Source organism: Methylobacterium sp. 22177 (assembly GCF_052045615.1).
GTDB lineage: Bacteria > Pseudomonadota > Alphaproteobacteria > Rhizobiales > Beijerinckiaceae > Methylobacterium > Methylobacterium radiotolerans.
This window is the reverse complement of the sequence record NZ_JBQEPK010000042.1, coordinates 25840-47184: the sequence shown is the minus strand read 5'-3', so window position 1 is coordinate 47184 and position 21345 is coordinate 25840. Positions and strand designations below refer to the sequence as shown.

Here is a 21345-nt window from a genome sequence, read left to right as displayed (position 1 = left end):
TCGTTGATGAACGTGATCTTCGCCGCCAGGAACGCGTTCGCCGCGTACTTGGTCAGCTCGGCCGTGCGCCGCGACGTGACCATGATCGGCGCCTGGTTGAGGTAGAGCGGCCGGTAGACCTCGCGCATCACCGCCTCGGCGCTGGCCTCCTCGGCACCGACGACGATGCGGTCGGGGCGCTTGAAGTCGGCGATGGCCGCGCCCTCGCGCAGGAACTCGGGGTTCGACGCGACCGCGAACTGCGCCCCGGGGTTGGTCTCGCGGATGATGCGCTCGACCTCGTCGCCGGTGCCGACCGGCACGGTCGACTTGGTCACCACCACGGTGAAGCCGGACAGCGCGCCGGCGATCTCCCGGGCGGCGTCGAACACGAAGCTCAGGTCGGCGAAGCCGTCGCCGCGGCGGGAGGGCGTGCCCACCGCGATGAACACCGCGTCGGCCTCGGCCACGGCCTCCCGCATGGACGTGCTGAACGCGAGCCGGCCCTGGCGCACGTTCTCGGCGACCAGGACGTCGAGGCCCGGCTCGTAGATCGGCATGCGGCCGGCGTTCAGGCTGGCGATCTTGTCGGGGTCCCGGTCGACGCACACGACCGTGTGGCCGAAATCGGCCAGGCAGGCGCCGGAGACCAGGCCGACATATCCGGCCCCAATCATCGCAATCCGCATCGGGCCCTCCCGGCAGCTCGCCCTCGGCTTGCTGCGATGCAACATGATCCGGGGCGCACGCGGATGCAACCCGGGCCAGCCTGGATCTGCTCCAGTCTGTCACGGGAATGCAACACCCGCGAAGGATGACTGTAGTTTGACAGCCGGCCGCGGGGCGGCCCGCATCGGCCGCCGGTCCGCGGGCCGCGCCTCCGCGAAGGCGCGCGGGGCGGCTTCGCAGCGCGGGCGGCTTCCTGTAGAAGCGCCCCCGCCCGGCGGGGAGGCCCGGATCCGCCCCGAGGACCCGACCCAAGGATCGGTGAAGGACCGCGATGACCGAATTGCCCAACGTGCACGTGCGTGCCGAGGTCCTGGCCCAGGCGCTGCCCCACATGCAGCGCTACGACCAGGAGATCGTGGTCATCAAGTACGGCGGCCACGCCATGGGCGACCGGGCCGCGGCCGAGGACTTCGCCGAGGACATCGTCCTCCTGGAGCAGTCCGGGCTGAAGCCGATCGTCGTGCACGGCGGCGGTCCGCAGATCGGCAAGATGCTCGACCGGCTCGGCATCCAGTCCGAGTTCCGCGGCGGCCTGCGCGTCACCGACGAGGCCACCGTCGAGGTCGTCGAGATGGTCCTGGCGGGCCTGATCAACAAGCAGATCGTCGGCTGGATCTCCGCCGAGGGCGGCCGGGCGGTCGGCCTGTGCGGCAAGGACGGCAACATGGTCCGGGCCAAGCGGGCGATGAAGACCGTCGTCGATCCCGAGAGCCACGTGGAGCAGACCGTCGATCTGGGCCTCGTCGGCGAGCCGGACCACGTCGAGCGCGGCGTCCTCGACGCGGTGCTCAAGGCCGAGCTGATCCCGGTCCTCGCGCCGGTCGCCTACGGGGCGGACGGGCAGACCTACAACGTCAACGCCGACACCTTCGCGGGGGCGATCGCCGGGGCGCTCCGGGCCAAGCGCCTGCTGCTGCTCACCGACGTGCCGGGCGTGCTCGACAAGGACAAGAAGCTGATCCCCGAGCTGACCGTGGAGGATTGCCGGCGCCTGATCGCCGACGGCACCATCACGGGCGGGATGATCCCGAAGATCGAGACCTGCATGTACGCGATCGAGCGCGGCGTCGAGGCGGTCGTCATCCTCGACGGCAAGGTCAACCACGCCGTGCTCCTCGAGCTGTTCACCGATTACGGTGCCGGCACCCTGATCCGTCGGGGCTGAGAACGCGGCCGCCCGCGCACCGCGCCGCCCCCGACGGCGCGGTGCGGTGCGCGGACGCAACCTCCGCGCGCCCGGCGCATTGTCGTACCCCCGCCCGCCCCGGAGGGGCCGGCCTCACAAGGTCCGGACAAGCATCAAACTTGCGAGCTTGGCCATTCCGGTCCAGATTCCGGGGCAACAGCAACCTGAGGGGTTCCGGTGCACCACCCCGACAAGGCCCAGTTCACCACGCCGGCGGCGCGCGGCTTCGCCGATGTCGACACCTGGGTGTTCGATCTCGACAACACCCTCTACCCGAGCGACGCCGCGGTCTGGCCGAAGGTCGACGAGCGCATCACCCTGTACGTGATGCAGCTCTACGGGCTCGACGGCATCTCGGCCCGCGCCCTGCAGAAGTACTTCTATCACCGCTACGGCACGACGCTGTCGGCGCTGATGGTCGAGTCGCGGATCGATCCGCACGACTTCCTCGACTTCGCCCACGACATCGACCACTCGTCGATCAAGCTCGACAAGAGCCTCGGCGACGCGATCGAGCGGCTGCCCGGGCGCAAGCTGATCCTGACCAACGGGTCGCGCCGCCACGCCGAGAACGTCGCCGGCAAGCTTGGCATCCTCGACCACTTCGAGGACGTGTTCGACATCGCCGCCGCCGACTTCGTCCCGAAGCCGGAGCGCACGACCTACGAGCGGTTCCTGGAGAAGCACGCCGTCGAGCCGACCCGGGCCGCCCTGTTCGAGGACATCGCCCGCAACCTCGCGGTGCCGCACGACCTCGGCATGGCGACCGTGCTGGTGGTGCCGAAGGTCACCGATCCCTATCGCGAGGCCTTCGAGCAGGAGGCGGTGCGCGAGCCGCATATCGACCACATCACGGACGATCTCGCCGCCTTCCTCTCCGCCTGCGTGCTGCCCGAAGCGCGGTCGGGATCCGAGGAGCGCCGCTGACGCGAAGCCGGGCGGCGCGGTCGCGGTGCCTCCGCGGCCGGGGAGGGGCGCGGCGAAGACCCGGCCCCACCTGGAGGAGCGGGACGCGGCGGAGTTCCGTCCGGGATCGATCGCACGATCCGACATCCCGGCGGCGCCGCGGCTCGATCGCGCCCGTACCCCAATCGACAAGCCGGCGGCGATCCTGTAGAGAGCCGCCCAACTCACAACAGGATCGCCGAAATCCTGGCGCCGATCGCCCATGAGGGGCGGAACGGCGCGACGGCCGGAGCTATGCCATGAACATCATCGAGCAGCTGGAGCGCGAGGAAGTCGCGCGCCTCGCCAAGACCATCCCGGATTTCGAGCCGGGCGATACGCTCATCGTCAACGTCCGCGTGAAGGAAGGCGAGCGCACCCGCGTGCAGGCCTACGAGGGCGTCTGCATCGCCCGCTCGGGCGGCGGCCTCAACGAGAGCTTCACGGTCCGCAAGATCTCGTACGGCGAGGGCGTGGAGCGCGTCTTCCCGGTCCATTCCCCGATGATCGACTCGATCAAGGTGGCCCGCCGCGGCAAGGTGCGCCGTGCCAAGCTGTACTACCTGCGCGACCGGCGCGGTAAGTCGGCCCGCATCGTCGAGCGCACCGACCGCTACAAGGCGAAGGACACCCCGGCCGCGGCGCCCGCCGCCGAGTAAGCTGTCCGATCCGCTCCGCGGGCCGGAGCGATCGTCCCGTTTCATTCAGACCGGTCCGGCTCAGCCGGGCCGGTTTTTTTCTTGGCCGACAGTCTCGTCCAGGCCGCCGGCACGCCACCTCAGGCAGCCCGGATCCCGTCGAGGAACCGGTGGATCTCGGCGGAGAGCTGCTCGGACCTGCGCGACAGGTCGATCGCGGCGCCGAGAACCCGCTCAGCCGCGTCGCCCGTCGCCTCGGCACCCTGCGACACGTCGGCGATGTTGCCGGTGACGGCCTCCGTGCCGGCCGCCGCGCGCGCGACGCTGCGCACGATCTCCTCGGTGGTCGCCCCCTGCTGCTCGATCGCGGCCGCCACGGTCGCGGCAAGCGTACTGACCTCACCCATGGTGCGACCGATCCCGTGGATCGCCTCGACGGCCTGCCGGGTCGAGGCCTGGACCGCGCCGATCCGCGCGGCGATCTCCTCGGTCGCGGCCGCGGTCTGCTCGGCCAGCGCCTTGACCTCGCCCGCCACGACGGCGAAGCCCCGGCCGGCCTCGCCGGCCCGGGCCGGCTCGATCGTGGCGTTGAGGGCCAGGAGGTTGGTCTGTCGGGCGATGCCCGCGATCATGCTGGCGACGACCCCGATCTGCTCGGCCCCGTCGGCGAGATCGCCCACGAGGGCGTCCGTGCGCTGCGCCTCGGTCGCCGCCCGCGCGGTCTTGGCCGACGATTGCGCCATCCGTCCGGAGATCTCCTGGATGGTGATCGCCATCTCCTCGGTGGCCGCGGCGACGCTCTGCACGCTCCCGGCGGTCTCCTGCGCGGCCCCGGCGACGCGCGTCGCCCGGGCACTTGTGCGCGAGGCCGTCCGCGCCATCGCCTCGGCGGTCGCCTGCATCTCGGTCGCGGCCGCGGAGACGCCCGTCATCAGCGCACCGGCCTGGGCCTCGAACGCCCGGGTGAGCGCGTCGAGGCTCTGCGCGTGCCGGGCCTTGGCCTCCGCTTCCTGCGCGGCCGCCCGGTCCATGGCGGCCTTGGCGACCAGGGCCTGTCGGAAGACTTCGACGGTCCGGGCCATCTCGCCGATCTCGTCTGTCCGCTCGAGCCCGGGTATCGGCTCCGCGCCGTCGCCCTGAGCCAGCACCTGCATCCGGCGGCCGAGCCGGTCGAGCGGCCGCGTGATGCCGCGCCCGATCAGGAGCGAGCCGATCACTCCCAGGGCGCCGAGCCCGAGCAGAAGGCCGATCGCCGCGAGGGCGAGCGCCTGGAAGGCGGCCTTGATGTCGTCGGTGTAGGTCCCCGCCGCGATCAAGATGTCCCAGGGCGCGAACCTGACGGCGAGCGTCGTCTTCGGAGACAGGCCTTCATGCCCGGGCCGGGGATAGAGATAGCTCATCGTAGCCGTGTCGGACTTCTTCAGCAGATCGATCAGGGTCCCGGCCACGCGAACGCCGTTGACCCGAGTCTCCAGCTGATTGCTGCCGACGAGTCGGCGGTCGGGAACCGCCAGCGCCGTGCCGTCCATCGCGTAGATGGCGACGTAGTTGGTGCCCGTGTCGAAGCGCATGGCCATGGCGGTCTCGACCAGTGCCGCCAGGGCCGCCTCCCGGGACAGAGCGCCGCTCCTGACCCGGGTCTCGAGGCTTTGCGCATAGGTGGTGAACAGCTCCGTGACCGTGCGCAGGGACTGCAGCCTCTCCGACAGCATTTCCTGATAATACATTCGCAACCCGGCAGCGCCGATGACCGCGATAAGCATTGTTATGAGCGAAATCTGCGCCATCATTCGAAGTGAAAGGCTTTTACTGAAAAATATTCTGATCATAATACATACCGCAGGAGCGCCAGCATCGGAGATGCTGCGGTGAGACCTGATAAATCTGCGCGTACATGTCAACGCAAGCCCGAGGATCCGGGGCGAGATCTGAAAGAGGATAGGATCAGCGGTGCAGAGCGGACGAAGAGGTCGTCGGCCACGACGCGGTCTGCATCGGGCGGAGGAACGGGCCGCGGAACGGCGATGGAGAACCTGAGATCTTGCCCGCGGCGCGCGGACGAAACGTCCCGGCCGTCCGCGGCAGCTGGGCGAAGTCGGCCCATTGCGGGCGCCGCTCGGGCGCGATCGGGGATGATATCGGCGGCGGATCGGCGTGGCGCCGCGGCCCGGCACAACCGCGCTGCCGGGATCGTGGTCAGGCGGCTAGCCGATCCGGGCGGTCACCTCGATCTCGACGCGCATCTCGGAGCGCAGGAGGCCCGCCACGATCACGATCGTGGCGGCCGGTCGGACATCTGCCAGCACCCGGCCGCAGACCGCCAGCACGGCCTCGGCATCGTCCCGGTCGGTGACGTAGTAGGTGGCGCGCACGAGGCCGGCGAGGCCGGTCCCGGCCTCGGCGAGAACCGAGCGGATCGTGCGCCAGCAGGCCTCGGCCTGCGCGGCGGCGCCGTCGGGCATCGTCATCGTGGCGTAGTCGTAGCCGGTCGTCCCGGACAGGTAGACGGTGTCGCCGTCGATTACCGCCCGGGAGTAGCCGTAATCCCGCTCGAACGGGGAGCCCGAGGTGATCAGCCGCCGGCTCATCCGCCGCGCAGGGCTTCCAGCACCTTGCCGCCGGCGCGGCCCGTGGGCGTCATGCCGAGCCGGCGCTCCACGTCCTTGATGGCGTCGCGCGTCTTCTGGCCGACCTTGCCGTCCGGCTCGCCGACATCGTAGCCGCGGGCGGCCAGCCGGGTCTGGAGATCGCGCCGCTCGGCCCGCGACAGGGGCGGGTCGTCGGTCGGCCACGCCGCCTGGACGCCGGCCTTGCCGCGCAGCCGGTCGGACAGGACCGCGATGGCGAGGCCGTACGACTCGGCGGCGTTGTACGAGTAGATCGCGTCGAAGTTCCTGGTGACCAGGAAGGCCGGCCCGTCGATGCCGGCGGGCGCGATGATCCCGGCCGGCCCCTCGCCCGAGAGCGGACGGCCGTCCACGCGGGTCACGCCGAGCGACGCCCAGTGGGCAACCGGCCTCTTGTTCTTGCGCCCGGCGGCGGCGACGTTGAAGCCGCGGGGCAGCTTCACCTCGTAGCCCCAGACCTGACCGTGCTGCCACTTGGCGACGTGCAGGAAGTTCGCCGTGGAGGCGACGGCGTCGGCCGTCGAGTCGACCACGTCGCGCCGCCCGTCGCCGTCGCCGTCGACGGCGAGGCGGTGATAGGTGGTCGGCATGAACTGGGTCTGGCCGAAGGCGCCCGCCCAGGAGCCGGTCAGCCGCTCCGGCGCGATGTCGCCGCGCTCGATGATCCGCAGGGTGGCGATCAGCTCGCCGCGGAAGAAGTCCCGGCGGCGGTTGTTGGAGCAGGCCAGCGTCGCCAGCGACTGCACCAGGGGCATCTTGCCGAGGTTCTTGCCGAAATTCGACTCGACGCCCCAGACCGCCGCGATCGTGTACCGGTCGACCCCGTAGCGCGACTCGGCCTGGGCGAGCGCCGCCGCGTTCTGGCGCATGGCCGCGCGCCCGTCCTCGACCCGCTCTTCGTCGACGAGCGCCGCCATGTAGTCCCAGATCGGCGTCTTGAATTCGGGCTGCGCCTGGGACAGCTCGATCACCTTGTCGTCGTAGCTGATGCCGCTCGTGGCGGACCGGAAGGTCTGCGCCGAGACGCCCGCCGCCGCCGCCTGGGACTGGATGCCGGCGAGGCAGCTGTCGAAATCGGCCCGCGCCGGCAGGCTCGCCAAGGGCAGGACCGCGATGCCGGCGAGCAGCCCGAGCGCGCGCGCCGTCCTCGGTCCCGTCGGGTGCTTCGGCATGCTGACGATCCTCACGATGCGGAACGGAGTCTGGGCGCGGATTCAGGCGACATGTGGGTTAACGAACGGTGAGGAAACCCGCCTTACCTTGACCCATCTGCCTACCAACCAGTAGGTTGATGCGGAGCCGGTCCGCCAGTGGTCGGCCCCACCGAGCAGGGAGACAGGACGCATGATGAAGGACTGGAATCAGTACGGCGCCGAGCTCGTCAGCACACTCGGGCGCATCGGTGCGGTGAGCCCGGACCTCCTCAAGGCCCACGATCAGCTCGCGGCGGCGGCCCCGACCGAGCGCAAGCTGGACGCGAAGACCCGCGAGCTGATCGCCCTCGCGGTGGCGGTGACGACCCGGTGCGACGGCTGCATCGCCGTGCATTCCGACGCCGCCCGCAAGGCCGGCGCGAGCAAGGAGGAGGTCGTGGAGGCGCTGGGCGTCGCGGTGGCGCTGAACGCCGGCGCCGCCCTGGTCTACACCGCCCGCGCCTTCGAGGCCTTCACCGGCGAGGCCGGCTGAACCGGCCGACCCGGGGCCGCGCCCCGGGACCTCGGGCGGCGCCGTGGCGCGTCATCGGGAAGGCCCGACGGCCCGGCCTTCGCCTCCGAGGCGGTCCAGATAGGCGCAGAGCATGTCGGCCAGGGCGTCCGCGCGGGTCTCCAGGGCGGCCTCGTCGCGGATCGACTCCGAGATGCGCTCGCCGACCGTGCCGAGCGTCGTCGCGATGATCTCGCCCGCGACCTGACGCTCCGCCTCGGGAACCGACGGAAGTGCCGCGTGCAGGAAATCGCGGAAGGCCTGCGCGCCGGCCAGCTGCGGCTCCGCGGCCTCGGGCGCGTCGCGATAGGCGGGGGCGGCCGCGTCGAGGGCCCGGCGCATCGCGGCCTCCGCGCATTCCGAGCGCACGAAGGCGTGGACGGCGGCGCGCAGGCGCGCGCCGGGCGCCGTCGCGGGATCCGTCAGGATGCCGGCGAGGAGGGCGGTCGTGTCCCGCCACTCGTCGCTCTGCAACTGGAACAGGATCGCCGCCTTGTTGGGGAAGTACTGGTAGAGCGAGCCGATGCTGACGCCCGCGCGCTCGGCGACCCGCGCCGTCGTGAAGCGCTCCGCGCCGACCTCCCCCAGAACCTGAGTGGCCGCCTCCAGAACGGCCGCGACGAGGTCGCTGGAGCGCGCCTGTCGGGGCTGCTTTCGCTTGGAAATTCCGAGACTTGGCCGGTCGGGCATGGGGTGGTGCTCGGAACGCGAATAGGCGGGGGCAGGGGGCAGCGGTACTCTGCGTCGTGTTCAGTTGAACACGCAAGACGGACAGCAACGCGCCATGTCACTCTCAGCTTCCACACTCGCCGAACCGCGTATCGCCTCGCTGCTGGACAGTCTCTTCGTGCAGGCGGAGGCATCCTCACCGTTGAGCGCCGTCGGGGATCTCTCGGCGGACGAGCGGACGCGCCTCATGGGCAGCCGCACCGGCTACCGGGACTTCTACAGCCGGCTCAAGGACATGCCCCTCGCGGTCTCGCGGGAGACCGGCCGGCTGCTCTACATGCTGGCGCGGACCCGCCGGGCGCGCTCGATCGTCGAGTTCGGCACCTCCTTCGGCCTCTCGACCCTTCACCTCGCCGCGGCCCTGCGCGACAACGGCGGCGGCCGGCTCATCACCTGCGAGTTCGAGCCGTCCAAGGTGGTGCGGGCGCGGGCGAACCTGATGGCGGCCGGGCTCGCGGATCTCGTCGAGTTCCGCGAGGGCGACGCCCTCCAGACCCTCGGCCTCGACCTGCCCGACTCGGTCGACCTGCTGCTCCTCGACGGGGCGAAGGGGCTCTATCCGGAGGTTCTCAGCCTCGTGGAGAGCCGCCTCGGGCCGGGCGCGCTCGTGGTCGCCGACAACGCGGACCACAGCCCGGACTACCTGGCACGGGTGCGCGCGCCGAGCCGGGGCTACCTGTCGGTGCCGTTCGCCGACGACGTCGAACTGTCCATGCGGCTCGGGTGAGGCCGCATCCGGGTCGGACCGGCGGTCGCCTCAGCGCGACGCGAGCGCCGTCGAGACGCGGATACCGCCGCTCAGGCCCACGCGCGCTGGGCGAGCTTCTGCTCGTAGGCGTCGATGGACGAGACGCGCTCGAGGGTCAGCCCGATCTCGTCGAGTCCGTTCAGCAGGTTGTGCTTGCGGCCCTCGTCGACGTCGAAATGCAGGGTGCCGCCGTCCGGCCCCCGGATCGTCTGCGCCGCCAGATCGACCGTCAGGGTGGCGTTCGCGCCGCGCTCGGCGTCCTCGAACAGCTTCTCCAGGTCCTCGGGCGACACGACGATCGCCAGGATGCCGTTCTTGGCGCAGTTGTTGAAGAAGATGTCGGCGAAGCTCGTGGAGATCACGCAGCGGATGCCGAAATCGGCCAGCGCCCAGGGCGCGTGCTCCCGGGACGAGCCGCAGCCGAAATTGTCCCCGCACACCAGGATCTTGCTGTTCCGGTAGGCCGGCTGGTTGAGGATGAAGTCCGGGTTCTCGGAGCCGTCCTCGCGGTAGCGCATCTCGGCGAACAGGCTCTTGCCGAGCCCGGTCCGCCGGATCGTCTTCAGGTACTTCGCCGGGATGATCCGGTCGGTATCGACGTTGATCGTCCGCAGGGGCGCCGCGACGCCCTCCAGGGTGGTGAACTTTTCCATCGTCTGACGGCTCGTGTCGGTGGTCTCTCTGCCGGGCGGTTTAGCAGCCGCCGGCCCGGGCCGGAAGCGTCAGGCGAGGTCGGGCGCCGTCGCCCGGGACAGGGTCCCGTCGTGGAGGGCCGAGGCGACCAGCGCCCCGGCGATCCCGGCCGCCCGCAGCGCCCGCAGGTCGTCCGGGCCGCGCACGCCGCCCGCCGCGTAGAGGCGGCGATCCGGCGCCCGCGCGCGCAGGGCTCCCAGGGCCCCAAGGTCCGGGCCGGCCCCGGCGCCGACCTGCGCCAGCGTCATGGCGATCACCTCCGGCGGCCAGAGCGCCGGATCGTCGTGGAGGGCCGCCGGGCCGAGCCGCTCCGCGCCGCGCGTGTCGAGGGAGAACACCGCCCGGTCGCCGAGCCGCGTCACGAGGTCGGCATCCGCCTGGCTCTCGCTGCCGATCACCGGGCGGCCCAGGCCGGAGGCCAGGAACGCGTCGACGCCCGCCGGCTCGGCGAAGCCCGCATCGACCCACAGGCTGACGCCCGGGCAGGCGCGGGCGATCGCCTCCAGGGCGCGGAGATCGGGCGCGGCGCGATCGATGATCGCGTCGAGATCGGCGACGTAGAGGATGGCGGCGGGCCACGCGTCGCGCAGCCCCCGGGCCACCGCGTCGGGCGCCGAGCCCTTTGCCAAGGGCGTCTCGATCGGGGCATAGGAGGAGCGCTCGCCCCGGCGCGCCCGCACCACGCGGCCGCCCCGGAGATCGAGCACCGGGATCACCGCGAAGCCGGGGCGCCCGATCCTGTGGTCCATCGAGGCGCTCATCGCGGTCCCATGCGCTCATCAAACCCAACGACGATCGGGTGGGACCTCGGCGGGGTCCACGTCAAGGTCGCCCTGGTCGAGGACGGCCGGGTCGCGGCCGCGGCCCAGGTGCCGTGCCCGCTCTGGCAGGGCCTGCCGGCCCTCGACCGGGCGCTGGAGGCCGCCCCCGACTGGGCCCGCGGCGCGGCGCTCCACGCCGTGACCATGACGGGCGAGCTGACCGACTGCTTCGCCGATCGGCGCGCCGGCGTCGCGGCGCTCGCCGGGTGGGCCGGATCGCACCTCGCCGGGACCGTGCGGATCTACGCCGGGCGCTCGGGCTTCGTCGCCCCGGAGGCGGCCGCGTCCCGCGCGGCGGACGTGGCCTCGGCCAACTGGCACGCCACCGCGGCGCTCGCCGGCCGGCACGTCCCGGACGCGCTCCTGATCGATATCGGCTCGACCACCGCCGACCTGATCCCCGTCGCGGGCGGACGGCCGGCCGCGACCGGCTACAGCGACGCCGAGCGGCTGGAGACCGGCGAGCTCGTCTATACCGGCGCGGTGCGCACGCCGGTGATCGCGCTGTCCGACCACGCCCCCTTCGCGGGCCGCCGGACCCGGCTGATGACCGAGACCTTCGCCCACATGGCGGACGTCTACCGCATCCTCGGCCTCCTCCCCGAGGGCGCCGACCAGCAGCCGAGCGGCGACCGCAAGGGCAAGACGGTCGCCGAGAGCGAGACCCGGCTCGCCCGGATCGTCGGGCGGGACCGGGCGGAGGCGCCCGGAGCGGCCTGGACGGCGCTCGCCGCCCACTTCGCGGAGGCGCAGCTGCGCCTGCTGCACGACGCGGCGGCGGAGATCCTCAGCCGGCCCGATCTCGGCGCGGACGCGCCCCTCGTCCTGTGCGGCGCCGGCGCCTTCGTGGGCGCCCGCCTCGCCGAGCGGCTCGGTCGGCCCTCGACGCCGCTGGCGGCGCTGCTGGGGGACCGGATCGGCGGCGCGCGCGACGGGATCTCGACCTGTGGACCGGCGGTGGCGGTCGGCCTCATCGCCGCGGAGGAGGCAGTCGCATGAGTGCAATCAAGATCCTGGCCCGGATCCTGACGGCCCGGGTCGGGCCGCATATCGAGCTGGCCGTGGAGACGGAGACCGGGGAGGTGCTGAAGGTGCTCGCCACCGAGGACCAGGTCGACCGGCTGGTCGACGAGCTGGAGGACATCCTCAACTCGCCCGCCGACCCGGAGGATGACGGGCCGCCCCAGGCGGCCTGAGGCCCCGGGCCCCGCCGGTCGCCATGAGCCTGATCGCCGCCAAGATCGTCGTCACGCCGACCCTGATGTGGGCCGTGTCGGCGGCCGCGCGCCGGTGGGGCAGCCTCGTCGGCGGCCTGCTCTCGGGCCTGCCGCTCACCTCGGCGCCGATCTCGATCTACCTCGCCGCCGAGCAGGGCGAGCGCTTCGCCGCCGAGGCGGCGATCGGCTCGGTGGAGGGACTCGGCGCGGTCACGGTCAGCTACCTCGCCTACGCCGTCTCCGCGCCGCGGACGGGGAACCTCGCGTCCGCGCTGCTCGCCCTGGCGGCCTTCGTCCTCGCGGGCGCGCTGCTGCACGGGGTGGTCCAGCCCGGCCTGTGGCTCGCCACGGCGATCGACCTGCCGGCGATGGCGCTGGTGGTCGCCCTGTGCCGGCCGGCCGCCGGGACCGCGGCGCCGGTCCGCCGGGCGCGCCCGCCGCGCTGGGACATGCCGGCCCGGCTCGCGGCCGCCACCGGCCTGGTCCTGCTGGTCTCGGGCCTGGCGCCGCATCTCGGCTCGGGCCTGAGCGGCGTCCTGGCACCGATCCCGATCATCTCCTGGCCGCTCATCGTCTTCGCCCGGGCGCAGGACGGGGTCGGCGCCGCGCTGGACGTGGTGCGCGGCAGCGCCCAGGGCGCCTTCGGCGTTCTGGCCTTCTATGTCTGCGTGCACCTGCTGCTCGGGCGGATCGACCCAGTCGCGGCCTACGCCGCCTCGATCGCGGTGTCGGCGGCCTGCGTGCTGCCGTGGCTGGTCGCCCGGCGCCGCCCGCGGGCCGCCTGACCGGGCCGCGCCGACGCGACCGCCGAGGAGAATCATGCTGCCCGATACGGGGATCCCGACCCTCACCCCGGGCTACGCGGCGGTGCCGCGGGGCCATCTCGCCACCGTCGTCACGAGCCTGGAGATGCACCGGCCGCCGCCGCCGCGTCCCGGACGGCCGCTCCCGCCCGGCCTCGCCCTCGAGCCGCTGGCGGGCACCGACCCGGAGACCTACCGGACCCTGTTCCGGGAGGTCGGCGCCGACTGGCTGTGGTTCTCGCGCCTCACCCTGGCGGACGGGGCGCTGGCGGCGATCCTGGCCGACGGCGATGTCGAGATCTTCGCGCTCCGGCGCGACGGGCGGAACCTCGGCATGCTGGAACTGGATTTCCGCCAGCCCGGCACCTGCGAGCTGGTCTTCCTCGGATTGACCGACGACGCGGTCGGGACCGGGATCGGCCGCACGCTGATGAACGCGGCGATCGGCCGGGCCTGGGCGCGCCCGATCACGCGGTTCTGGGTGCATACCTGCACCCTGGACCATCCCGGGGCGCTCGCCTTCTACCGGCGCTCGGGCTTCGTCCCCTTCGCGGTCCACGTCGAGGTCGCGCCCGATCCGCGGCTCGACGGGACTCTGCCGCGCGACTGCGCCCCGCACGTGCCGCTGCTCGGCTGAGGCGATCCGGGATCCGGACACGAAGAGACCCGCGGCCTCGCGGCCGCGGGTCTCGTGTCGCCGATCGTGCGCGCCCGGTCAGGCGGCGGTGCGCTTGCGGGCTTCCTGCTTCGTGTCGACGCCGGCCGCTTTGATCTCGGACAGCTTCTGCGCGACGTTGCGCGAGAACACGAACTCGGCCGGGCGCTGGTTCTCCAGGCTGACCTCGGGGGCCATCGCGCCGTCGGTCTTGATGCCGCGAATCGCGTGCACCAGCGGCTTCCAGGGCTTGCGGACCGAATCGACGACCGACGAGGCCTCGTACCCCGAGTGGACCATGCAGTCGGCGCACTTCTCGTAGTTGCCGGTGCCGTAGGCGTCCCAGTCGGTGGTCTCCATCAGCTCCTTGAAGGTCGCCGCGTAGCCCTCGCCGAGCAGGTAGCAGGGCTTCTGCCAGCCGAACACGGTGCGGGTCGGGTTGCCCCACGGGGTGCAGTGGTAGGTCTGGTTGCCGGCCAGGAAGTCGAGGAACAGGCCCGACTGCTGGAAGGTCCACTTCTCGCGGCCCTTCTCCTTGCCGTGCCGGAACACGCCGCGGAACAGCTCCTTCGTCGCCTTCCGGTTCAGGAAGTGCTTCTGGTCGGGAGCGCGCTCGTAAGCGTAGCCGGGGGAGACGGTGATGCCGTCGATGCCCATCCGGGTCACGCTGTCGAAGAAGTCGGCGATCTTCTCCGGCTGGGAATTGTTGAAGAAGGTGCAGTTGATGGTGACGCGGAAGCCCATCTCCTTGGCCTTCGCGATCGCCGCCACGGCCTTGTCGTAGACGCCGCGCTGGCACACCGACTGGTCGTGCATCTCCTTGTCGCCGTCCAGATGGATCGACCACGTGAAGTACGGGCTCGGCTTGTACTCCTTGATCTTCTTCTCGAGGAGCAGCGCGTTCGTGCAGACGATCGCGAACTTCTTCTGGGCGATGATGCCCTCGACGATCTGCGGCAGGTCCTTGTGCAGGAGCGGCTCGCCGCCGGCGATCACCACCACCGGGGCGCCGCACTCGCGCACCGATTCGAGCGCGTCGGCGACCGGCAGGCGCTTGTTCAGGATCTCGTCCGGGTAGTCGATCTTGCCGCAGCCGGCGCAGGCCAGGTTACAGCGGAACAGCGGCTCCATCATCATCACAAGCGGGTAACGCTTGCGGCCCGTGAGGTGCTGCTTCAGGATGTAGCCGCCGATCTTCGCGACGTACCGGAGGGGGATACCCAAGATTGCGGCTCCTTACTTCGTCGACCCCGGGGCGTCGGGGTGCTTAACGCGAAAAAATCTCGAATTCCAGCGATCTAGCTTGGAACTAATCTGAAACGACCCCGTTTGGGCGGGGCGATGACATCTTATTCCGCTCCTGACGCAACGGTGCCACATGGACCGCGTGTGCGAAGTCCGTGGACGGAAGCGCCCGATCGTTGAGGACAGCACGTGCATTGCGTCGGCAATACGACCGAAATCCCAGGATTCGGGAGGCCGCGCCTGAATCGCCGTGCGCTAGCGCACACGGGCGGGCGCGGGATGCGCGCCGCGGCGGCCGCGTTGCAATCTGGCATCGCCCTCTTTACTGAGCCTCGTGGCCGCGATGCAAGTCCTGGCCCGCGATCGGTGTCCGGATCGCGGACCGCATCGGGCGAAGTCAGTCGGGTGCCGGACGCGCGCGGCGCGTTCGGATCGGGCGGTGCGGCGGTCCTCGAACCCGATGCGCGCCCGATCGGATCGCGGAGCGATCGCGCTGCGGAGCCCTGAGCCCGACGGCGTCGGTGGCCCGGGTTCGGACCGGACGGATGGCAGGAGCCGGTCGCGCGCGGGGCGCGTCCGATGCGAACAGGCAGGGTGCTCGTGATCGAAAGTCTCGTCGCGTTCTCGGTGCGGTATCGGTGGATCGTGATTGCCCTCACGGCGTTCCTCACGGTCGCGAGCCTCGGAGTCGCGGCGCACCTGTTCCGAATCAACACCGACGTCGAGCGCCTGATCGACCCGAAGGAGCCGTGGCGGCAGGACGAGATCAATTTCGAGAAGGCGTTCCCGCAGCGCAGCAACACCATCGTGGCGGTCATCAACGGCGAGACGCCGGAGGAGACCGAGGAGGCGGCCGCCAACCTCGCCAAGGCGCTCACGGCGCACAAGAACCTGATCGAGACGGTGTACCGGCCCGACGGCGGCCCGTTCTTCAACAAGAACGGCCTGCTGCTGATGTCTCAGGCGGAGCTCGACAAGACCCTGGAGGCGCTGACCCAGCAGCAGGGTCTGCTCGGGCCGCTCGCCGCCGACCCCTCGCTGCGGGGCATCATGCGGGTGCTGACGCTGGGCGCGCGCGGCGTGAAGACCGGCGACGCGAAGATCGAGGATCTCGAGAAGCCCATGGGGCAGATCGACGCCACCCTGCAGAAGGTGCTGGCCGGTCAGCCGGCGCGGATGTCCTGGCAGGAGCTCCTGTCGGGGGGTGAGACCAGCGTCACCGACAAGATGAAGTTCGTGGTGATCCAGCCGGTGCTCGACTTCAACGCCCTGGAGCCCGGCTACCAGGCGACCAAGCTGATCCGCAACGTCGCCAAGGACCTCGGGATCGACGCCCAGAACGGCCTGCGGATGCGCCTGACCGGCACGGTGGCGGTGGCGGACGAGGAGTTCGCGACGCTGTCGGAGGATGCCGGCCTCAACAACAGCATCATCGTCGGCGCGATCGTGCTGTTCCTGTGGCTGGCCCTGCGCTCGGGCAAGCTCGTCGGCGCGGTGATCATCACCACCTTCGCGGGCCTCGTGGTCACGGCCGCCCTGGGCCTCGTCATGGTCAAGGAGCTGAACCCGATCTCGGTGGCCTTCGCGGCCCTGTTCGTCGGACTCGGCATCGATTTCGGCATCCAGTTCTCGGTCCGCTACCGGGCCGACCGCTACGAGCAGCCGACGCTGGAGAGCGCGATCCGCGCCGCGGCCCGGGGCGTGGGCTGGTCGCTGACGCTCGCCGCGGTGTCGCTGGTGGCGGGCTTCTTCGCCTTCCTGCCCACGGCCTTCCGGGGCGTGTCGGAGCTGGGCCTGATCGCCGGCGTCGGCATGATCGTGGCCTTCGTGTTCTCGCTGACCCTGCTGCCGGCGCTGATCGCGGTGTTCAAGCCGGTCGGCGAGAAGGCGGCGGTGCAGACCGAGTGGCTCGTCGGCGTCGATCCGTGGATCATCCGGCACCGCAAGCCGATCCTGATCGTCGTCGGCCTGATCACCCTGGCCGGCGCTCCGCTGCTCTGGCACCTTCCGTTCGACTCGAACCCGATGCACCTGCGCAGCCCCAAGACGCAGTCCATCGCGACCTACCTGGACCTGATCAAGAATCCCGAGACGAGCCCGAACTTCATCGACGTGCTGGCGCCCAGCGTCGAGGCGGTCCCGGCGCTGTCGAAGACGCTGCTGGCGCTCCCGGTGACGGCCTCGGTCAACAGCATCGACACCTTCGTGCCGCGGGATCAGGACAAGAAGCTGGCCCAGATCGCCGACACGGCCCAGCTCCTCGACCCGGTGCTCAATCCCGGCCGCCGGCCGCCGCCGCCGACCGACGCCGACAACGTCAAGGCGCTCAAGGACGCCGCCGCGGCGCTCAACGGGCTCACCGCCGACGCCAAGGGGGACGCGAAGGGCGCCCAGCAAGCGAAGCAGCTCGCCGGCACCCTCGACAAGCTCGCCGCCGGCCCGGTGCAGATGCGCGAGGCGGCCTCGGTGGCGCTGACCAAGGACCTGGTGCCGCTGCTCGCGCGCCTGCGCGACCTGCTGCATCCCGAGAAGATCACGCTGGAGAACCTGCCGCCGCAGCTCAAGGCCGACTGGGTGGCGGCGGACGGCCGGGCGCGCATCGAGGTTCACCCGAAGGGCGACTCGAACGATGACACGGTGCTCCGCCGGTTCTCGGACGAGGTCCTGAAGGTCGCCCCGCACGCCACCGGCGCGCCCGTGGCCACCACGCAGTCGAGCTACACGATCCTGGGCGCCTTCGTGCAGGCGGCGGTGACGGCCTTCGTGCTGATCTTCGTCATCCTGTCGGTCGCCCTGCGCAAGCCGTGGGACGTGGCGATGACCCTCGGCCCGCTGGTGATCGCGACCCTCTGGACGCTGATGGCGATGCGCATCGTCGGCATGCCGCTGAACTTCGCCAACATCATCGCCCTGCCGCTGATGCTCGCGGTCGGCGTGGCGTTCCACATCTACTACGTGATCGCGTGGCGGGCGGGCGTGACCGACATGCTCGCCTCCAGCCTGACCCGGGCGATCTTCTTCTCGGCGCTGACCACGGGCAGCGCCTTCGGATCGCTGGTCCTGTCGAGCCATCCCGGCACGGCGAGCATGGGCAAGCTGCTGGCGCTGTCGCTGTTCTTCACCCTGGTGGCGGCGTTCTTCGTGGTGCCGGCGACCCTCGGCGAGCCGCCCGAGCAGCCCGACGAGGATCGTCCGGAAGCCGAGAAGGCGGCCGGCGCGGCCCTGCGCAAGACCGCCGCGCACCAGGATCCGGTGCCGGCCAAGTAGGAGGGGCCGAACCGCGCCGGCCCGCGCCCCGGGGCATCCTCAGAGGGCCTTCTCGAAGAAGTGGTCCGGGTAGGGGTCGTCGTTGAAGCGGTCGATCTCCACCCAGCCCGACCGCCGGTAGAGCGCTAGGGCCTCGGGCAGGGCGCTGCTGGTGTCGAGGCGCAGCGTCCGGATCCCGAGGTCGCGGGCGGCGGCCTCGACCTGTTGCATGAGCCGCTTGGCGAGGCCCAGCCCGCGGGCCGCGGGATCGATCCAGAGCCGCTTGATCTCCGCCACCGCGCCGCCGCTCCCCTTGAGCCCGACACATCCGACCGGAAGGCCGTCCGCGATGGCGAGCAGGAAGGTGCCGCGCGGGCGCACCAGGGCGCCGGCCTCGGGGTCGCACGACAGGGCGACGTCGAACCCGCCGGCGAATCGGCTCGCCAGCTCGGCGTAGTAGGCGGCGAGGCAGGCGCGGGCGGACGCGCTCGCGGGATCGGCCTCGGTGATCGCGATGGCGTCGCGGCCGAGGACCAGGGCGATCCGGTCCATGGCGTGCAAGAGCGCCGACACCTGCGGCGCGCGCTCCAGCAGGGCGACGGCGCGGGCATCCGACAGCGCCTCGTAGGCCGCGAACTCGCGCCGCCCGGCCTCGGTCAGGGACGCGACCCGGCGGCGGGCATCCGCGGGATGCGGTGCGGTCGCGACCAGTCCCTCCTCCTCCAGGCCGCGCAGGAGACGGCTCATCAGGCCGGAATCGAGACCGAGATAGGCGCGGATCTCGCCGATCTCCGCGCGCCCCGCCCCGACGGCGTTCAGGACGCGCGCCGCCCCCAGGGGACGGCCTCGGCCGAGGAACGAGGAGTCGAGCGCGCCGACCTCGGCGGTGACGGCGCGGGCGAAGCGGCGGACGCGGGCGATCTCGGCAGGATCCATGGTATCTGACTAAAGTCAGATATCGGCCTGGATCAACCCAGGAAGTCGGAGAACCCGCCGCGGGCCGCGCCCGACGCGCCGGCGGCCGACAGGGACGCGGGGGTGATCAGCGCGTCCCGCTCGTCGGCGTAGCGGTAGCCCGGCGCCTCGCCGGGGAAGCCGCCGGCGGTGGCCGGGTGGGTGTAGAGCTCGGTCAGCCCGTCCGGGAGTTCGGCCAGCAGAGCCGCGACGCGGGCGGGCGTCATCGCACCGGACCACGCGAGGCCGAGGGTGCGGTCGGGGATCAGCAGCCCGGCCTGCCGGGCGCGGACGGCGAGCAGCGCCGCCCAGGGGGCGATGTCGAGGGCCGGCCGTGGCCGGGCACCGGGCTCGGCGCGGCGCAGGATCTCCCGCGGCTCCCGGGGTACCCGCAGGGCGCGCATCCCGAAGTCGCGGCCGATGCGCAGCACCGCCCCGGCGATCAGCGGGTGGACGTGGAAGTGCTTGTGGGCGTTGACGTGGTCCAGCGGCAGGCCGGTCGCCCGGTAGGCCTCGAACTGCGCGCGGATCTCCGCGGCGAGCTGGCGCCGGGCCGCGGGCCTGCGGGCGAAGTCGAGGCCGAGGCGGGCCATGTCGGCGCGCATCAGGCCGGCCGCGTCGGTCAGGTCGGGCAGTTCGGCGGCCGGCAGGGTCGGCCACGCCTCCACGAGGACGAGGTGCAGCCCGACGCGCAGGGACGGCAGCCGTTTGGCCCGGGCCACCGCGTCGGCGGCGGCCGGCGCCGAGACCATCAGGCTCGCCGCCGTGAGGATCCCGTCGCGATGGGCCTGCTCGACGGCCTCGTTGACCTCGGGGCTCAGCCCGAAATCATCCGCGGTGACGACCAGACGCTTCACGCAAACCTCGTAACGGGTATCGACGGGTCCAGGGCGGAGCCCTGGAAGAGGTGCAGGGCTCTGCCCCACACCCCGCCGGGGCCGCAGGCCCCGGACCCCGGACTTACGCCGCCTTGGCGGTGCCCTGACGCTCCTTGAGGAAGCGGTAGAACTCGACGCCCTCGCGCAGGCGGCGCTTCATCATGTCGGGCGAACGCACCATCTCGCTGACGATCGAGGCGATCTTCGGAGCCCGGAAGTAGAACTTCTTGTAGAACTCCTCGACCGAGGTGAAGATCTCGGTGTGCGAGAGGTGCGGGTAGTGCAGCGGCGCGACCTGCACGCCGTTCTCGTCGACGAGCTCGGCGTTCTCGATGTCGAGCCAGCCGTTCTCCACCGCCTGCTTGTACAGGAAGGTGCCGGGGTAGGGGGCCGCCAGCGAGACCTGGATCGTGTGCGGGTTGATCCGCTTGGCGAAGGCGATCGTCTCCTGGATCGTCTCCTTCGTCTCGCCCGGCAGGCCGAGGATGAAGGTGCCGTGGATGGCGATGCCCAGGTCGTGGCAGTCCTTCGTGAACTTCTCGGCGACCTCGACCCGCATGCCCTTCTTGATGTTGTGCAGGATCTGCTGGTTGCCGGACTCGTAGCCGACCAGCAGCAGGCGCAGGCCGTTCTCCTTGAGCACCTTCAGGGTCTCGCGCGGCACGTTGGCCTTGGCGTTGCACGACCACGTGACGCCGAGCTTGCCGAGCTCGCGGGCGATCTCCTCCGCGCGCGGCAGGTTGTCGGTGAAGGTGTCGTCGTCGAAGAAGAACTCCTTGGTCTGCGGGAACTCCTTCAGGCAGTACTTGATCTCCTCGATCACGTGGGCGACCGAGCGGGTGCGGTAGGTGTGGCCGCCGACCGTCTGCGGCCAGAGGCAGAAGGTGCAGCGGCTCTTGCAGCCCCGGCCGGAGTAGAACGAGATGTACGGGTGCTTCAGGTACCCGATGAAGTACTTCTCCATCTCCAGGTCGCGCTTGTAGACGCTGGTGACGAAGGGCAGCTGATCCATGTCGGTCATGATCTCGCGGTCCTCGTTGTGGACCACGACACCGTTGGCGTCGCGATAGGACAGCCCCTTGATCTCCGACATCGGGACGCCCTCGGCGACTTCCTTGACGGTGAAGTCGAACTCGTTGCGGGCGCAGAAATCGACCACCGGGGCCTGGGCCATCGCGCCGGCGGCGTCGACCGCGACCTTGGCGCCGATCAGGCCGGCGATGAGCTTCGGGTTGGCGGCCTTGAGCGCCTCGATCGTCTTCACGTCGGACTTGAACGACGGCACCGAGGTGTGGAGCACGACGAGGTCGAAGTCGTTGGCCTGGGCCACGATCTCGGCGAGCTTGATGTTGTGCGGCGGCGCGTCGATCAGCTTCGAGTTCGGCACCAGGGCGGCCGGCTGGGCCAGCCAGGTCGGGTACCAGAACGACTTGATCTCGCGCTTGGCTTGGTAACGGGAGCCGGCACCGCCGTCGAAACCGTCGAAGGTGGGGGCCTGGAGGAAGAGCGTGCGCATGGGGTTCAAGGCCTCAGGGCAATGCCGGGGGG

The 21345-nt window shown here is 71.2% G+C and carries 21 protein-coding genes; 10 read left to right on the top strand and 11 right to left on the bottom strand.

Annotated features, from left to right (window positions below):
• Positions 1 to 668, bottom strand: a 668-nt coding sequence (locus ACTJK8_RS26520; RefSeq protein WP_440762769.1) for a UDP-glucose dehydrogenase family protein, incomplete at its 3' end; no start/stop codon positions are given.
• 311 nt (positions 669 to 979) lie between these two features.
• Here ACTJK8_RS26520 and argB point away from each other — a divergent pair.
• From argB to rplS, 3 genes are all read left to right on the top strand, one after another.
• The gene (gene argB / locus ACTJK8_RS26515; RefSeq protein WP_012317957.1) at positions 980 to 1873 is read left to right on the top strand and encodes an acetylglutamate kinase; all 894 of its coding nucleotides are present in this window, start codon (positions 980 to 982) and stop codon (positions 1871 to 1873) included.
• A 198-nt stretch (positions 1874 to 2071) separates the two neighbouring features.
• A complete protein-coding gene (locus ACTJK8_RS26510) occupies positions 2072 to 2821 on the top strand; it encodes a pyrimidine 5'-nucleotidase (RefSeq protein ID WP_024830878.1) in 750 nt (249 codons plus the stop codon).
• A gap of 278 nt (positions 2822 to 3099) precedes the next feature.
• On the top strand, positions 3100 to 3498 hold the full coding sequence (rplS, locus tag ACTJK8_RS26505; RefSeq protein ID WP_012317959.1) for a 50S ribosomal protein L19: 399 nt from the start codon (positions 3100 to 3102) through the stop codon (positions 3496 to 3498).
• A 119-nt stretch (positions 3499 to 3617) separates the two neighbouring features.
• On the opposite strand, the gene ACTJK8_RS26500 is transcribed toward rplS, so the two are convergent.
• From ACTJK8_RS26500 to ACTJK8_RS26490, 3 genes are all read right to left on the bottom strand, one after another.
• The gene (locus tag ACTJK8_RS26500) at positions 3618 to 5204 is read right to left on the bottom strand and encodes a methyl-accepting chemotaxis protein (RefSeq protein WP_440762768.1); all 1587 of its coding nucleotides are present in this window, start codon (positions 5202 to 5204) and stop codon (positions 3618 to 3620) included.
• Positions 5205 to 5681: 477 nt separating this feature from the next.
• Complete coding sequence (locus tag ACTJK8_RS26495; protein ID WP_012317961.1) at positions 5682 to 6065, bottom strand: RidA family protein; 384 nt, start codon at positions 6063 to 6065, stop codon at positions 5682 to 5684.
• Positions 6062 to 7276 (bottom strand): lytic murein transglycosylase, encoded by a 1215-nt coding sequence (locus tag ACTJK8_RS26490; RefSeq protein WP_440762767.1) that lies wholly within the window; start codon positions 7274 to 7276, stop codon positions 6062 to 6064. Before ACTJK8_RS26490 ends, ACTJK8_RS26495 begins: the two co-directional genes overlap by 4 nt.
• A gap of 172 nt (positions 7277 to 7448) precedes the next feature.
• On the opposite strand from ACTJK8_RS26490, the gene ACTJK8_RS26485 reads away from it, so the two are divergent.
• Positions 7449 to 7790 carry a carboxymuconolactone decarboxylase family protein gene (locus ACTJK8_RS26485; protein WP_012317963.1) on the top strand — a complete coding sequence of 114 codons (342 nt, stop codon included), beginning with the start codon at positions 7449 to 7451 and terminating at the stop codon, positions 7788 to 7790.
• Between the two features lie 51 nt (positions 7791 to 7841).
• Here ACTJK8_RS26485 and ACTJK8_RS26480 read toward each other — a convergent pair whose 3' ends face one another.
• Entirely contained in the window at positions 7842 to 8498 is a 657-nt protein-coding gene (locus ACTJK8_RS26480; RefSeq protein ID WP_012317964.1) for a TetR family transcriptional regulator, read from the bottom strand.
• 94 nt (positions 8499 to 8592) lie between these two features.
• Between ACTJK8_RS26480 and ACTJK8_RS26475 the strand changes: the two genes are divergently transcribed.
• Positions 8593 to 9264 (top strand): O-methyltransferase, encoded by a 672-nt coding sequence (locus ACTJK8_RS26475; RefSeq protein ID WP_012317965.1) that lies wholly within the window; start codon positions 8593 to 8595, stop codon positions 9262 to 9264.
• A gap of 71 nt (positions 9265 to 9335) precedes the next feature.
• On the opposite strand, the gene leuD is transcribed toward ACTJK8_RS26475, so the two are convergent.
• The gene (gene leuD / locus ACTJK8_RS26470; protein WP_029359938.1) at positions 9336 to 9938 is read right to left on the bottom strand and encodes a 3-isopropylmalate dehydratase small subunit; all 603 of its coding nucleotides are present in this window, start codon (positions 9936 to 9938) and stop codon (positions 9336 to 9338) included.
• A 69-nt stretch (positions 9939 to 10007) separates the two neighbouring features.
• The gene (locus tag ACTJK8_RS26465) at positions 10008 to 10739 is read right to left on the bottom strand and encodes a HisA/HisF-related TIM barrel protein (protein WP_209650001.1); all 732 of its coding nucleotides are present in this window, start codon (positions 10737 to 10739) and stop codon (positions 10008 to 10010) included.
• 9 nt (positions 10740 to 10748) lie between these two features.
• On the opposite strand from ACTJK8_RS26465, the gene ACTJK8_RS26460 reads away from it, so the two are divergent.
• From ACTJK8_RS26460 to ACTJK8_RS26445, 4 genes are read left to right on the top strand one after another with little or no spacing between them, the layout of a single operon-like run.
• A complete protein-coding gene (locus ACTJK8_RS26460) occupies positions 10749 to 11798 on the top strand; it encodes a hydantoinase/oxoprolinase family protein (RefSeq protein WP_012317968.1) in 1050 nt (349 codons plus the stop codon).
• The gene (locus tag ACTJK8_RS26455; RefSeq protein ID WP_012317969.1) at positions 11795 to 11995 is read left to right on the top strand and encodes a hypothetical protein; all 201 of its coding nucleotides are present in this window, start codon (positions 11795 to 11797) and stop codon (positions 11993 to 11995) included. Before ACTJK8_RS26460 ends, ACTJK8_RS26455 begins: the two co-directional genes overlap by 4 nt.
• A 23-nt stretch (positions 11996 to 12018) precedes the next feature.
• Entirely contained in the window at positions 12019 to 12801 is a 783-nt protein-coding gene (locus ACTJK8_RS26450) for a hypothetical protein (protein ID WP_116656754.1), read from the top strand.
• 34 nt (positions 12802 to 12835) lie between these two features.
• On the top strand, positions 12836 to 13456 hold the full coding sequence (locus tag ACTJK8_RS26445; RefSeq protein ID WP_053622397.1) for a GNAT family N-acetyltransferase: 621 nt from the start codon (positions 12836 to 12838) through the stop codon (positions 13454 to 13456).
• Positions 13457 to 13534: 78 nt separating this feature from the next.
• Here the strand turns inward: ACTJK8_RS26445 and hpnH are convergent, their stop codons facing one another.
• A complete protein-coding gene (gene hpnH, locus ACTJK8_RS26440) occupies positions 13535 to 14698 on the bottom strand; it encodes an adenosyl-hopene transferase HpnH (RefSeq protein ID WP_012317972.1) in 1164 nt (387 codons plus the stop codon).
• Positions 14699 to 15319: 621 nt separating this feature from the next.
• Between hpnH and ACTJK8_RS26435 the strand changes: the two genes are divergently transcribed.
• On the top strand, positions 15320 to 17986 hold the full coding sequence (locus ACTJK8_RS26435) for an MMPL family transporter (RefSeq protein WP_063110481.1): 2667 nt from the start codon (positions 15320 to 15322) through the stop codon (positions 17984 to 17986).
• A gap of 39 nt (positions 17987 to 18025) precedes the next feature.
• Here ACTJK8_RS26435 and ACTJK8_RS26430 read toward each other — a convergent pair whose 3' ends face one another.
• The 3 genes from ACTJK8_RS26430 to hpnJ all read right to left on the bottom strand — a co-directional run bounded on the left by ACTJK8_RS26430 (position 18026) and on the right by hpnJ (position 21313).
• On the bottom strand, positions 18026 to 18901 hold the full coding sequence (locus ACTJK8_RS26430) for a bifunctional helix-turn-helix transcriptional regulator/GNAT family N-acetyltransferase (protein WP_053622396.1): 876 nt from the start codon (positions 18899 to 18901) through the stop codon (positions 18026 to 18028).
• Positions 18902 to 18933: 32 nt separating this feature from the next.
• On the bottom strand, positions 18934 to 19776 hold the full coding sequence (gene hpnK / locus ACTJK8_RS26425) for a hopanoid biosynthesis-associated protein HpnK (protein WP_070998697.1): 843 nt from the start codon (positions 19774 to 19776) through the stop codon (positions 18934 to 18936).
• Positions 19777 to 19879: 103 nt separating this feature from the next.
• Positions 19880 to 21313: a hopanoid biosynthesis associated radical SAM protein HpnJ gene (hpnJ, locus tag ACTJK8_RS26420; RefSeq protein ID WP_012317976.1), complete on the bottom strand. Its 1434-nt coding sequence runs from the start codon at positions 21311 to 21313 to the stop codon at positions 19880 to 19882.
• Positions 21314 to 21345 lie beyond the last annotated feature (32 nt).

What these genes read in the sequence shown, in the direction of transcription:
- argB (WP_012317957.1), top strand. Translation starts at nt 980, where the DNA reads ATGACCGAATTGCCCAACGTGCACGTGCGTGCCGAGGTCCTGGCCCAG.
- rplS (WP_012317959.1), top strand. Translation starts at nt 3,100, where the DNA reads ATGAACATCATCGAGCAGCTGGAGCGCGAGGAAGTCGCGCGCCTCGCC.
- ACTJK8_RS26500 (WP_440762768.1), bottom strand. Translation starts at nt 5,204, where the DNA reads ATGTATTATCAGGAAATGCTGTCGGAGAGGCTGCAGTCCCTGCGCACG.
- ACTJK8_RS26495 (WP_012317961.1), bottom strand. Translation starts at nt 6,065, where the DNA reads ATGAGCCGGCGGCTGATCACCTCGGGCTCCCCGTTCGAGCGGGATTAC.
- ACTJK8_RS26490 (WP_440762767.1), bottom strand. Translation starts at nt 7,276, where the DNA reads ATGCCGAAGCACCCGACGGGACCGAGGACGGCGCGCGCGCTCGGGCTG.
- ACTJK8_RS26485 (WP_012317963.1), top strand. Translation starts at nt 7,449, where the DNA reads ATGATGAAGGACTGGAATCAGTACGGCGCCGAGCTCGTCAGCACACTC.
- ACTJK8_RS26480 (WP_012317964.1), bottom strand. Translation starts at nt 8,498, where the DNA reads ATGCCCGACCGGCCAAGTCTCGGAATTTCCAAGCGAAAGCAGCCCCGA.
- ACTJK8_RS26475 (WP_012317965.1), top strand. Translation starts at nt 8,593, where the DNA reads ATGTCACTCTCAGCTTCCACACTCGCCGAACCGCGTATCGCCTCGCTG.
- leuD (WP_029359938.1), bottom strand. Translation starts at nt 9,938, where the DNA reads ATGGAAAAGTTCACCACCCTGGAGGGCGTCGCGGCGCCCCTGCGGACG.
- ACTJK8_RS26465 (WP_209650001.1), bottom strand. Translation starts at nt 10,739, where the DNA reads ATGAGCGCCTCGATGGACCACAGGATCGGGCGCCCCGGCTTCGCGGTG.
- ACTJK8_RS26460 (WP_012317968.1), top strand. Translation starts at nt 10,749, where the DNA reads ATGCGCTCATCAAACCCAACGACGATCGGGTGGGACCTCGGCGGGGTC.
- ACTJK8_RS26455 (WP_012317969.1), top strand. Translation starts at nt 11,795, where the DNA reads ATGAGTGCAATCAAGATCCTGGCCCGGATCCTGACGGCCCGGGTCGGG.
- ACTJK8_RS26450 (WP_116656754.1), top strand. Translation starts at nt 12,019, where the DNA reads ATGAGCCTGATCGCCGCCAAGATCGTCGTCACGCCGACCCTGATGTGG.
- ACTJK8_RS26445 (WP_053622397.1), top strand. Translation starts at nt 12,836, where the DNA reads ATGCTGCCCGATACGGGGATCCCGACCCTCACCCCGGGCTACGCGGCG.
- ACTJK8_RS26430 (WP_053622396.1), bottom strand. Translation starts at nt 18,901, where the DNA reads ATGGATCCTGCCGAGATCGCCCGCGTCCGCCGCTTCGCCCGCGCCGTC.
- hpnJ (WP_012317976.1), bottom strand. Translation starts at nt 21,313, where the DNA reads ATGCGCACGCTCTTCCTCCAGGCCCCCACCTTCGACGGTTTCGACGGC.